The following is a 13,366-nucleotide window of genomic DNA, read 5'->3' as shown; positions in this document are numbered from 1 at the left end:
CTCCCCTCCCCGTTTGTGTGTAAATATAAATTCAACTTGGATCGTCGTGTCTGTTCAGTCTGAAATGAGCCGATAAGCGGCTCCATATTTCGGGCCATCCGTGAAGAACAACCTCACATAGTCGTCTTTGGCGACTTCCACAGGCGGCATTTCATTTTTTCCAGGTACAAAATCACTCAGAAAAGGGTATACCGTACCATCGTCCTTGTTCAGCGGTACACCGCCCTGCTTGCGAACATAACAGAGCGCTTCTTTAGGCACAGGCACTTCGGCCGTTACGGTAATCAGAACCGTCTTGCGTTTCTGAAAAAAACCGCTCTTATAGCGAATGGCAAAGCGGATATCCGCCTTGCCTGCACTTGCAATCCCTCGATTATCTTCATCCTGCTGACGAATCAGCACAGGCCCATCCTTATGCATCTGACATGCATACACAGTGTACTGGATCGCACCAAAGCCAGTGATTCGGTCTGTATACCCGTTGTTAGCCTTGTACTCCTCGCGTGTATACAGCTTCAGCTTGCCTTGTGTCCAGGCTTCTGAATGTCCCTTTCCACTGTGATCCATATCGCCCCATTGTTCCTCAGCCACGTGATTCTCGTTCATCTGATTAAGTTCCAGACGTTCGACGTACACTGCCTCAAGCTGCTCCGGCCAGAGCCAGCGAAGCGTGCAGCGATCTTCGTCCACCGCGAGCGTTAGCTTTCGAATCCGGGGAGCTGAAGGATCTGCATCTGCATTCATAACCCGCATATTCCATTGACCTCCCCGATGTTAAAATCCTTTGCTGCGTGTGTCTCGTGGTCGCTGCCCGAATCCTTCCGCAGAAGAAGTCCCACGACCAGCGTCCCGGCGTCCTTTACTCTTACGCGGCGTGTTCTCTTTAATGGGAACAATCCATGAGAAGAGGGTAAGCACACCCGACAGGATCAGCATTGCTCCCAACCGAACGAAAGCATCACCTACATTCGAACCGTTCAATCCCCACTCTAGCAATAAACCGGCTAGTAAGCCCGAGACTGCACCGCCCACACCAAAGCTGAGCGCAAGATGTCGGTTATCAAACACAAGACCAAGTGATACACCCAGAGCTACACCGATGAACAGTAAGGCAGCGACGCGGAAAATGGCGAGATACACGCTATGTTCCATGGCACCGGTACGCTCTGTCACGAGTGTACGTTCATCAATCGTATCGTAAATCTGCTGGAATGCCAGATCCAGACCACCTGCATCCGGCACATCATAGTACATCCCGCCGGTTTGCTGAGCAATATTTTTGAGCAGATCCGTGCCCGAAGGGTCAACCAGACTCAAGCCAACCGTATGAATCGCAACCTGTTCTTGTACATACTGCGGCAAAACACCTGAGATATCGGCATCGCTGAATCCGTCAGATAACAGGATAACAACTGTTCCCCGCTTCACATCTGGCTTGCTCTGGATCAGCTCCATCCCTTCCCGGAGTACCGCATCAAAATTAGTCCCACCCGGCGTTGTTACAATGCTGTCAATTTGGTTGTTCACTTCATTTTTCGAAGCTTCGCTATCCACTGCAATGAAGGGTTGCAACAATTGTGGCTGATCGTCAAACGTAATTACCGCCACCTGCTTGTCGCTCTCCATCTGGTTGATCAGCGTTTTGGCTGCTTCAAACCGCCCGTTATTCGGATCGGTGTCGCTCATGCTGCCGGAGTTGTCGATCATCAGCACGATATCTTTGACCTGCTTCGCACCGCCCGGATTAATCTGGTATAGCAACTGCAAACCGAGTCCAGCCACCAGTAGCAGAGCCAGTGTTGCCGGAACGAGCAGCTTCCAGGACAAGCCGAGATATCTGAGCTTCCACGAAGCACCATTCAGACGTGGTGAGATTATCTCCGCCAGTAAGCAGAACAGCCCTACACTCAGTGCCAGCACACCAAAGTATAATCCCATCAGCAGCAGCCGTGGCATCTTCCCAAGCCACTGATGCAGCATGAGTTCCCCTGCCGCAAAACCGACTGCTCCGCCAATGAGGCTGAACAGTACCAGGAGAAGATTGATTTTTCGCTGCATGTCTACATGCATCCTTTCTCAAAACCCGCCATACGCAGGCTGACTTAATACATCGCTTATCGAAGCGGAGAGAGCTTCTCTACCAGATCCGCAGGGTGAAGCTCATAACCGTTCTCGGTATATGAATCGTAGTACACTTTGCCGTTGCGATAAACCATAAGATCCTCGAGATGGAAACCACCCATGAGATTGAGCTTCTCCACCCCACTGCTGCGTTCTTCATACACCACACCCAGCTTGTAGATGCGTGAGGTCTCCTCCGCATGTGCTGCATAGTCCAGGAAAGCACTATGGTGGTCGCCGAAAAAGTACTTCTCTTCATACCGATGCTCCTGCGTATAGTCGAACACCCGTATGCGAACAACGGCTTGATCTTCCAGTGTGCGGTACAGTCTGCGGAATAGGTCATCCCGTGTTAACACATCTCGATCTCCATACGTAATCGTCACATTGGCACGCTGGAGTAATTCCTCCTCAAACGGCAATCGCAGCGGTTCCGCAGAGAGCAGCAAGCTGCGGCATACTTCCATAAGACGTTGAAGCAAGCGGTCACTGCCCTCCGTGGCGAGCTGGTTCATATCGCCCATGTATCGATCTTCGAACCATACATCTGGTCCACGTCTGGCCTCCAGATCGGCGATCAACGCTTCAGTTACCCTGCCGTAATATTCCATAACATTCTGTCCGATGTATTCATCGGCAGCGGCGATACTCTCTTCAGCTGTTCCGCGCAACGTACGTTCCAACGCTTGTAGTGAGCTGGTAACTTGAAGACTGTACCGATGCAGTTCTTCCATTTCTGTATCGTAGATGCGAAGCAGATGTAGTTCATTTTCCAAACGAAGCAGGTCGACCTTGGGTTCGTATACTCGTTCCAGCAGGCAGTCGATCAGATTGCGCACACTCTGCTTGTCGCGGAAGAGCGCCCGCTTGATCGATTGATCCTCTACTCGCTCCTGCTGACGCTGTTCCAGCAAGGCACGTGCGGATTCGAGCTGCATCGACTTGTCGCGGATCAGGGCCAACAGCGCTTCACGCACACTGCCCGGTTCACCGTCACTCCAGGCAGCCCATTGGAAGTAACCCACTTCGGGGTATTCCATATGGGACTGTTCAGCCTGACGGCGAAGCGACCCGGCAGAACTGCGCTCACGGACACGCTCCTGTACAGGACGGACCACATTCTCGCGGAAATAGGCTTCCGCCCCATCTCCATACAGTGCTCGCTCAGCTTCCCGCAAGGAGAGCGGCTTGAGCTCAGCAAAGCTGCGATTATGCGTCATGATGCCGCTCATGCCACTAATCAAGTCTTCACGCGGTAGCAGTCCATCCACTTTGCGCTCCACCGACGAAGCATCCAGTCCGAAAAAAGCAAGCTTCTCCTTGATGCTCCAATCCGGCTCTTGCTGCAATCGACGAAGGAGATAACGGTAAAGGTGATACAACACCGTCAGCGCAATCGGTTTGTTCGGCCGCCTGATCTCGGCAAAACCTGCACTGGCATATCCGTGCTGATCTGAGGTGGTGCGGATATTATTTTTAAACGACGTATTATTGTAGGTATTCGCGCCTGTGCTGGCGATAGCAGCCCGGTCTTCGTGAGTCTCCTCCTGCTTCCGGTTCTTCAGCAGACAGATGCGGCAGATGATCTCGGCATTTTCAATCCAGCCGCCAGGAACACCGGTGCCACGTTCGTTTTTGTCCGATAGCACATAGACAAGGTCGAACAATGGAGCAGCAGGATGATTGACAGGAATGGAGATTCCGTCCTCCGTCACCAGCAGATTGCCGCTAAACCTGTAGTCCAGCGATTGCATGAAATCGAGCTCTCGCAGAAACGCAAGTCCTGCAGCACTAGCGTATCCGAAGGAATCGACCTGCTCCATCTCGCTAACGAGCACATGCAGATCCGTCTGCACCGATTTGAAGGACTGTGCCAGGATCGTCTCGGCAAGCTTCGTAATTTCCGGCAACAGTACATTCAGCGGATCATCTGCTCGGGTAATGACGGTTACGTAAATTCGATCAAAGGACGAATACAGACGTCCGTAGTCAGCAATGCGGTTACTTACCCTTCGCATCATACGGTTCAATCCAAAAAGTGCGTCCGCCGACTCGTGAAAGCTGCGGTGTACGTCCTTGCGCAACGTTTTGGATGCCTGCCGTTGTGACTGCATAGTGGAGAGCGGTAAACGGTGATACGTCACCTGGGCATTTTCATGTGATGAATTTGCTGTATGAGCGGTATTGGCTCCATTTAACGAATCATCTGCTCCAATATGCACGTAGACCACACCGTCTTCGTTATCCCACTTCAACTGGTTAATGCCATGCACCGCAGACACCGCAGGTTTCACCAGATCACCGACAAACAGGAACAGGGCCGGGTAATGGATGCTGCTGCGTCCATCCCCTTGGCTGCCCTGACGTTCCTGTTCTGCTGCGTAACGGGCAGCGTACTGCTCCAGTTCTCGCTTTAATACTTGCTGCATTCCTTGTTCTGCTTCTATTCGCTGCCTATTTATTGGTACATTCATACCATCAGCCACCTTACTTCAGCCTTCTACGAATGTCGTTCAACTTCGACGACATCGTTCTGTAGAACTGATAGATGTCTTCCCCGTTCGCCAGTTCTACCCGCTCATACTCCAGGCGATCACGCGACTCCATGAACAGTGCAGCCAGATCGTCCAGCTTGCTGAGCAATGGAGTAATATCCTCCGAAGCGGTCAGTTCATTATCACGGCGTGAGGATTTGCGCAGTAGCGTACTGCGATCCTTCTCGGACAGAGCGCGGAAGTTGCCAAACACTTCGTACTCAGCGAAATTACGGCTCTTCATCAAGTTGGCGAATGGCTCCCACGCGTCCTCTTCCGGATCACGATCGTAGACGTACAGTGCACCTTTTTTAACAATGGTATCTGTGTATAGGGCTTCAATGAAGCGATCGTACCACTGTTCTTCATCTTGGTACTGAGCAAGAATGCCTTCCAGTTCAGCCACTTTGGTGGTGATGGCATTCATCTTCGCCAGTTCCTCACGTACCCGCGCGATCAACTGCGGAGAGCGTACCAGGTTTTCTTTGGCCATATCTTCATTAATACTTCCGAAAATATCCTTCACATCTACGCGTGGCAAACCTTCGGATTGCAGACGTTTCAATTCAAGGACTGCTCGTTTCACTTCACCCAAGTTCGGTGTGGTGGACGTCAGACGCATGTCGTACGCAGCCAGCTTCGCTGACAGGTCAAAAGGTTCTGTTGTAACAACCGCATACCGATTGCTCGTATTTTCATCTACCGATTTGGCAGTAACAATCTTATATCCAAGTGCCTGCTCGAATTCACTACGAACTCTGGCGTTATACTGCTTCACACGCGCATTCTCATACACATCTCCCCAGGATTTTTCCGGGATCGGAGATGGCAGGTACGTCCAGTTGTTTTTCTCTGTCTGCACCAAGTGGCGTCCTATGCCCTCTTTATCCAAAATGGTGCGTTCGTAGCTCTCTTCATACACTTTGAGAGGTGTATATACGAAGAGGGGTACCCCGTTGCGGGTGTTCAGCCAGAAAATCCGGTTCCGTACTTCACTTTCTTTGACTGTAAAGTGGGATTTGCCCACGGCATTGTTCTGGTAGTTGCGAATCCCTTTCAGAATACCCGGAGCCTGTGCTGGCACGGAGACAAATCCCCAGGAAGGGAAGTGCAGACTGCCCGTGCTGTTGCTCAGATTAAACACCGGAACCGCTTCGTCATCCAGCTTGCCTGCGATGAAACGTTCTACGAATTTTTCGACAGACTCATCTTTTCCGTATTTAATGACCAGGAAGTCCTCCATGGAGCGAGTAATCAGATCACCAAACTTCTCACTCAGGAAGTCAGAGATGGAGCTGACGATATCAATCTCGTTTTCCTTCACCCACTGGCTCGAATTCTCAAGCAGTTCACGGGAGAAGTCACGGATCAAATCATCCGTATCCCGTTTGTCCAGCAGCCCATCCACCACGCTGACGATATCCGGGACACTTACCACGTTCCAATAATATGTTTTGTTGCCTTTATGATCGATTTGCTCTTCGCCGCGTGTCAGCAGATCGCCGTTCTTGGCAAAGATCGTGCTGAGTGCATTCAGCGTCTCCGTAAATACGTTATAAATGCGGCTGTTCTCTTGGTTCAGCAGTTCGTACAGGTCTTCATAGAACTCGATCATTTGATCGTTGCGTTCCACATCGGCATGCAGCCAGTATTCATGAATTTTGGCTTCAATATAAGCATTCTTTTTCTTCTCTTTGGAGACAAAAGCACTCTTCGCATCACCGAGTTTCTCTTCGGATTGCTCCTGTGCCGCTTCGATATCACGTGGAATGCGGAAGGCATTCTCGCGCAGCGTCTCGATGTACGACTGAATCATCTTCAGTACACAGAACCCTTTTTCCGTATAAATTAAACGAGATACATAGAAAGGCCCCTGTTCCGGATGCAAAAACATACGCCGGATCTGCTCTGTAAACTGACCCGCAATCTCACCCGGGAGCTGTTTCTTCGCCTTGATGTATTCCTCACGGGCACGTGCCAGGAAGTTCTGTTCCAGTTCCGTATCCATGTTGACGACCTGGGATTTCACCACATTGCCATAGGATAGACGTTCGCTGTTCTGGTAACCCGGTAGCGGTTCAGGTACACGGGATTCAAAGGCTTTGACTACACTTTCGAGATCAATGCCCAGCTTGCGGGCGAACTTCTCGGTATCCTCCTGATTCGGCGCTTTGGAGAACATGGTGCTCATCTTGTCGAACATCCGGTAGGCCAGATACGTCGTCATCTCTTCAATCGGCAGTACGGCCGACGAAGCACCGATGATATTGTAATCATAGTTGGCCGGGTACACTTTGTTCATCTGTGCGATGTTCGTGCGAATGTTGCTGATATAGTCATGGATCGCGAATTCCTCGCCCGACTGCTTCTCTTCACTGGAGATAAAGTTGGTGATGTTCTCCGCGGTCACGTTCATGCAATAGTCGTAGGCATTCTCCAGCAGTTTGCCCTCTGTATTCGTTGCCGAGATCAGATGACACAGGTTAAATGGCGGCAGTGGTGAGTTTACAGTCAAAATGTTGCCGTACTTCTGCGTAAACCGCTCGCCGCGACTGTCCACGTTCATCCAGTAATCCAGCTCTTTGAGCGCTGCATATCCATTCTTGCGAATATATTCGCGTGTGTGCTCGCTCAGACTTTTGTTAGACAGGTTCACGTCTGGCGTGAACAGATAACCGAGCGTGTTAACGCGGTCAATACCGGCAGAGCCGTGATCCCGCTCAATGATACCGCGCACGATATAGGAAATATCGAGGAAGCAGCCGCTGCCTGTACCACCGGACAGACCGGTGAGCAGGAACACCATCAGTTTTTTGTTCGTGCCAACGGATAGGGTTTTGATCTTTTTATCAATGGCCTGCACGACTTGATTGATCTTCGTAAACAAAAGCAAACGCCCGGCCTGACGTACCCCTGCGGCTCCGTTCATGCCATCTGTGATGCTCAGTTCAGGAGAAAGCCAGTCCGTGATATATGGCTCCAGGACGCTTCGATTCTGCAACAATCCGCCAATCTCGGCGTTCGATAGCAATACGAATTCGTTGATCGGATCAAGTCCGATGCCTCTGTATTTCTTCGCGCGATCCTGTTCATTGGTCTCGAATGCGAGAAACTCAACGTTATCTGGCTTCTCCATCTTTTTCTTGGAAACGGGATCCTGTGGCAACTTGAAACGGCGGTTAATCTGATATTTCAGACGCAACAACGCATCAATACCGGTTCCGCCCAATCCGATAATCAGAATCGGGTTATCGATCGTATCGACCCTGATCTTCTCACTGACGATACCTCCGCCCAGTGATACATCCAGTTGCTGAATATGTTCTCTAACAATCGGTTTCATTCAATATCCTCCCTGTATTTCAATTAAAAAAACTAGAAATATCATTTACACTTGCCACTCCGATGACAGAAAAATCTTACGATCGCTGTTATCCCCGGATTTCTTTGAATATGTTTTCAAGGTTGATATCCGGTGATAAAGGCGAACGCTTCGCTTCTCCAGCTTTTTTCTGTCCTCTCCGTTAACGTGTAAATTGCAGTCTGTCTTTTAAAGCTCTCATTCACTGAGCTCAAACATGTTACACCAAATACTCAATCAAAATGGTTTTATCCGCCTGTTGCAGCGGGATGCTCAGTCGATCACCGTTCTTCAGTTCAACGCCTGAGCTTGCATCGACCGCACGGCCGGATTTCTCCAGCGTACCTCCTGCGGTATTGCGAATGATTAATCGGTCTCCATTACCAGGTGTAAAGATATATTTCTCCGTCTCCTTCAGTTCAGGGTCAAGCTGCAGCAATTGATGCAGGTGGAACTTGCCCCGGAAGGATGCCAGCTTCTTATATTGCGGATAGGACTTGTCACCGGTATTCTCATCCCGAATCTCAACAATAATCTGACCGACAAAGCCGCGGTTTTTACGTTTCAGCCAGCCTAGCAAGAACCAACCTCCAACCACTACGACGATCAGAGCAATCGCACCCAGAATGACCGGCATCCAAGGAAAAGGCTTGTCATCTGCGCCCGCTGGGGTCGTTGGTTGTGCCTGACCTCCACTTGCCCCCCCAGCGTTGATGATGATCGGTTCACTCTCACGATAGAAGCTGTCTTCCTCCGCACGAATGACCAGCTCATAGTTATGATTATCTGGAATCTCGAATGTTCCGGCAAAACCAGAACCGGTGTTATTGAGCGGTTGTTCTTCGCTCTTGCCTGTGTCCTTGTCGTTTATAACGAGCGTGGCCTTCATGTCTGCATACAGGTCATTATCCTGTAGCGGCTGACCACCATTTTCGAGCCTCGCTGCCAGATCAATCTTGTCTCCTTTTTTATAGGACTTGGTCTTAATTGGGTCCGCAACGAGTTGAAGATCGTAGTTAAACAGCAGATTGATATCAATGCTGTCTTTGGGAGCTCCTTTTACCCGAAGTTTCCAGTCACCCTCCTGAGGTTTCAACAACTTCACGAGTGAATAACTCTTGGATGTGGACAGCTTCGCTTCATTGGAGTTCAGATTAACGTCCTTGCCAGAAGGATCTTTAAGCTGTATCTGTACAGGCTTCGAAGACATGATAGAAATATTGGCTTCCAATACGCTGTCATTCGGCACGTTCACGGTAACTTCCTGATAACTGCCGTTTCCGGTTACAGAAGGCAGCTTCACGACATTGAGCTTGGCATGATCAGCGAAGATTTCACTTAGAATCTGCGGCAGATCGTCCGGTGTATTCGTAATAAAGGATTTGCCCCCCGTTTGTTTGGCAAGGTCTGCAAGTGCATTTTTGTTCAGCTTCCCATCGGCATTCAGTCCAATCGTATAGACTGGGATACCTTTCGCTTGCGCATCTTTGACGGCATTCGCCAGATCTGCATCCGACTCGGCCTGAGTGCGTCCTTTACTTTTATTAAAATCGTTGTTGCCATCGGCCAGAAGCACAATCATCGGGGAGTGCGCTGGGTCGGCGCCATGGTTCAAGATGTTCATCGCTTCCGCAATACCAACGGATATATCCGTATATGGGCCTCTGCCGAGCTGATCGATGAAGTCTTTCAGATTGTTTTTATCTGCATCAGATTGAATCTCGAGCATGGCTTTTTCTCGCTCTACCTGATCGGTGTAGGCAACGATACCTACTTTATCCCCAGTGGTGGGCAGCATATCTATAAACATTTTCATCGCTTCGTTACTGATCTTGTCCCGATCACTTGTATTCATCGAGTTGCTGACATCGGCTACAAGCACCGCGTCAATCCCGCTCGTCTGTGCCTGAGCTGCTTCCGCTTGGGATAGCATTGCCGTAGGCAACAACAGGGTTAGTAGGAACAACAGAACTAGGGTTCCGCTGAACCAGCGTATTTTGCGTGTCCGCAGCATAAGATGTACTCCTTCACGTTTGAGATTAAAATGGGAATAGTTTATTATAGGCGTCAAGCCTTAAGGAAATCTTAACAGTCTTCTAATAAAATCTGAAAAGCACCCCTATTCCGAGTTACAGTTTTGTCATGTCTAACAAAATTTAACGATTTCGGGCTTTGTTTTCGGATGATTATTCCAGCTATGGGAATATGATATAGTTATGGGCAGCAAACTGCAATATTACAGTGCTTGATCCTCAAGCCATAGAAAGGATCGGAATTATGGTTACATACGTATGCCTCGCCATATTGTTTCTTTTTGTTATGATCAAGGTCGTTGCATTCCTCATTCATCGCCGGAAACCTGTCTCCCGCGAAGATGCCGATCGCACCCTGTATAATATTTTGAATGGCGGGCGGTGATAAGGTATGAGTACAAAAAAAGTGGTATCCATACGACCTTTCTACCGAACGACATACGCCTATCAAAAGTTGCATATTTGCAAGCGTTGCGGGCAATATACATGCCTCTGGGAAGACCATTGCACGTCCTGTGGACGTAGCGCCCTTGTCTCTGTCGAAGAGAAAGCAGGTTCACGGGTGAAGCGCCGAATGGTACGTCATGTTTTATTCGTTATGCTGATTGGCGCAGCCGCCACTTATTTCGGCGAAACGCTGGATCAATCGATGATCGCAGCGACGGCATCCTTAGTGCTGCTCGGCATCCTGATTTTCATGCAGCAACGTTCATTCCAGATTGAACAGCGGCGTGAGGTAAGACGCATGCTGCAACTGAATGAAGAGGTCATCCGCCAGGGCATTAACCGGAATTGGGCTCTCGTTGCCGAAGCGCGAAAAGAGGACGAGGCACTTGCCTATGAAATGCTGCGCGAAATCGGTTCCCTGATCTACAACGACCGAATTCGGCTACAGCAGGTCGCGTTACTTCAATCGTTCGTGCTACGTAGCGATATGGACTTGCAAGTGAAACCGCTCCTGCTCCAAAACTTCGAACGGCTCCTTGCCGAGTATATTGGCGAAGTGGCCCGGTTGAAGCCGGAATTGATCCACGAAGATGCGATACGATATATCGCAACGTATGAGGTTCATATTTTACAGCTGCATAACGGGATCCAGATTCTGACCGCCGTGGCCGCCGCTGCCGTGCGCAAAAGCAAATATATTGAACTGTTTCCCAGCCTGATTACCCGTTACGCCCGCTTCTTGTCCAAAGACCGGTTCATGCGGCTGTATCATACGATTGAACGTTATCCATCCAAGGCACGCGGTGGACTCGCCGAGTCTGTTGGCAGGGTATATAACGAGAAGTACCGTGATCAGTACGCCGATGTTCATGGGTGATGTTACAACAGTCATAGTGGGAAGTGTAATAGAATGCAAATCAACTCCCCCATATATAGACGAACCGTATATTGCACTTCCCTGCACCTTGCTACGAAGTAACCCGTTCTCGTACCATCCTTAATCATATAAGTTTTAAGCAAAAAACACCCCGTCCTTAGGTCTAGGATGAGGTGTTTTGTCGTTACTATTCTCTCAGTACGTTGTACGTTGTGTTCAGCAACGGCAGCTTGAGCTTGGTTGTAAAAAAGGGCCGCGACGTGGTTCCGTCGCGACCCTTAGTTCGAGCGTTCGGTACGATTCCGTACCCGAACGCTCTCGGTGATATGCCATGCTGCACCCGCTGCTGCGGTGGCATGGCGATGATGCAATGCGCAGAATGCGGCTGCATCGCCGCTTGCGCCATTGCTTTTACCGCCCGCGACGAGAATCGCGGCGGTCGCCCCTGCCCGGACCGCGTCCTGCGGAGTCCGGGCGGCCCGAACCAGCGCCGCCGCGCCCAGCGGTGCGCTTGTCTGCGCTGCGGCCAGCCCAGCCGCTGCTGCTGCGCTCTTCGCTGCGGCCTGCACCACCGCGGCCGCCGCCTTGGCTTGTGCCGCGACTACTGCTGCGCGCCGATGCACGGCCTGCGCCGCGCTCGTCACCGCTACGGCCGCCACTGCGTCCGCCGCTGCGTCCACCATCGCCTGCGCGTGAGCCCCGACCGCTACGTCCGCCTTCTCTGCGGTCATTACGGCCTGCACCGCGACGGGCACTGCCTGTTCCGGCGGAACGTCCTCCACGCTCATCATCGCCTTCACGATGAATCGCACGGCGAGTCTCTCCCGTGGAAGCAACCGGGCCATCGCTTGTCCATTGAATACGGTTCAGCTTCTGGTTCGTACCTTCCTCAATACGAGCAAGCTCCGGTCTGTCATGCTGGGTTGCAAACGTTACGGCAAGGCCCGTTCCACCTGCGCGGCCTGTACGACCAATGCGGTGGATATAACTTTCAGCATCATGCGGAATGTCGTAGTTGAACACGTGAGTAACTCCTTCAACATCCAGTCCGCGTGCCGCTACATCTGTAGCCACAAGCACTTGCAGCTTCGCATCACGGAACGCTTTCATAACATTCTCACGCTTCGCTTGAGACAAATCACCATGAAGCTCATCGCTGTCATACCCAGCTTCACGCAAATCCTCGTTCAGCTTCGACGCCCGGCGTTTCGTCCGGCAGAAAATAATCGCCAAATACGGGCGATACGTATCAATCATGCCGCATAGCGCAGCAAATTTGCCGCGATCCGTGCACTCCAGCACCTGCTGGCGGATCTGGTGAATAGGAATGACCGATCGGGAAGACACTTTCACATCCTCCGGGTCTTTCATGTAGTTCTTGGCCAGCACACGAATGCCTTTAGGCATCGTCGCGGAGAATAGCATCGTCTGACGTTTATGCGGCAGTTCGCGCAAAATGGTCTCCACATCGTCCAGGAAACCCATGTGTAACATCTGATCTGCTTCATCCAGCACCAGTTTTCTCACATTATCGAGCTTCAGGGTACCACGGCGCAGGTGATCCAGAAGACGGCCTGGTGTCCCTACTACGATTTGAGTTCCGTTTTGCAGCTTGCGTAGCTGTTTCTCTACATCTTGTCCACCATATACAGCAAGCACATGAATCTTGTCATCGTTCGCCGTCAGTTTCTTCGCTTCTTCCGTAATCTGCAGAGCCAGCTCACGCGTAGGCGCAATAATCAGTGCCTGTGGAGAGCGGTCGGATACGTTAATTTTCTGAATAATCGGCAGCAAAAAAGCAAGTGTTTTTCCTGTGCCCGTCTGCGCTTCGGCAATGATATCACGTCCACCTAGTAGTACGGGAATAGAACGCTCCTGTACTGGAGTCGGTACGGCAATGCCCTGCTGTTTCAGCACCTCGCACCATTCCGGGCGTATGCCCAGTTGTTCAAAGTTAGCCAATCGTTACACCTCTGTATATTCATTTAGATAA

At 50.8% G+C, this 13,366-nt stretch carries 8 protein-coding genes; 1 reads left to right on the top strand and 7 read right to left on the bottom strand.

Features of this window, described 5'->3' with window-relative positions; translation table 11 throughout:
• Positions 1-54 precede the first annotated feature (54 nt).
• The 5 genes from PQG66_RS15120 to PQG66_RS15100 all read right to left on the bottom strand — a co-directional run bounded on the left by PQG66_RS15120 (position 55) and on the right by PQG66_RS15100 (position 10,030).
• Positions 55-753, bottom strand: coding sequence for a beta-mannanase (locus PQG66_RS15120; RefSeq protein ID WP_272038553.1), 699 nt, complete (start codon positions 751-753; stop codon positions 55-57).
• 21 nt (positions 754-774) lie between these two features.
• Positions 775-2,058, bottom strand: coding sequence for a vWA domain-containing protein (locus PQG66_RS15115; protein WP_272038552.1), 1,284 nt, complete (start codon positions 2,056-2,058; stop codon positions 775-777).
• Between the two features lie 56 nt (positions 2,059-2,114).
• Positions 2,115-4,595 carry a transcription initiation factor TFIID gene (locus PQG66_RS15110; RefSeq protein ID WP_272038551.1) on the bottom strand — a complete coding sequence of 827 codons (2,481 nt, stop codon included), beginning with the start codon at positions 4,593-4,595 and terminating at the stop codon, positions 2,115-2,117.
• A gap of 13 nt (positions 4,596-4,608) precedes the next feature.
• Positions 4,609-7,998: a tubulin-like doman-containing protein gene (locus tag PQG66_RS15105; RefSeq protein ID WP_272038550.1), complete on the bottom strand. Its 3,390-nt coding sequence runs from the start codon at positions 7,996-7,998 to the stop codon at positions 4,609-4,611.
• Between the two features lie 238 nt (positions 7,999-8,236).
• On the bottom strand, positions 8,237-10,030 hold the full coding sequence (locus PQG66_RS15100; RefSeq protein WP_272038549.1) for a vWA domain-containing protein: 1,794 nt from the start codon (positions 10,028-10,030) through the stop codon (positions 8,237-8,239).
• A gap of 410 nt (positions 10,031-10,440) precedes the next feature.
• On the opposite strand from PQG66_RS15100, the gene PQG66_RS15095 reads away from it, so the two are divergent.
• Positions 10,441-11,373 carry a hypothetical protein gene (locus PQG66_RS15095; protein WP_272038548.1) on the top strand — a complete coding sequence of 311 codons (933 nt, stop codon included), beginning with the start codon at positions 10,441-10,443 and terminating at the stop codon, positions 11,371-11,373.
• Between the two features lie 187 nt (positions 11,374-11,560).
• Here the strand turns inward: PQG66_RS15095 and PQG66_RS15090 are convergent, their stop codons facing one another.
• Both PQG66_RS15090 and PQG66_RS15085 read right to left on the bottom strand, forming a co-directional pair.
• A complete protein-coding gene (locus PQG66_RS15090; RefSeq protein ID WP_272038547.1) occupies positions 11,561-11,731 on the bottom strand; it encodes a hypothetical protein in 171 nt (56 codons plus the stop codon).
• Between the two features lie 53 nt (positions 11,732-11,784).
• Complete coding sequence (locus PQG66_RS15085; RefSeq protein WP_272038546.1) at positions 11,785-13,335, bottom strand: DEAD/DEAH box helicase; 1,551 nt, start codon at positions 13,333-13,335, stop codon at positions 11,785-11,787.
• Between the last annotated feature and the right edge of the window lie 31 nt (positions 13,336-13,366).

Origin of the sequence: Paenibacillus sp. JJ-100 (genome assembly GCF_948329825.1) — a bacterium.
GTDB lineage: Bacteria > Bacillota > Bacilli > Paenibacillales > Paenibacillaceae > Paenibacillus.
The sequence above is the reverse complement of the archived record's forward strand: the minus strand, read 5'-3'. Positions and strand labels throughout refer to the sequence as shown.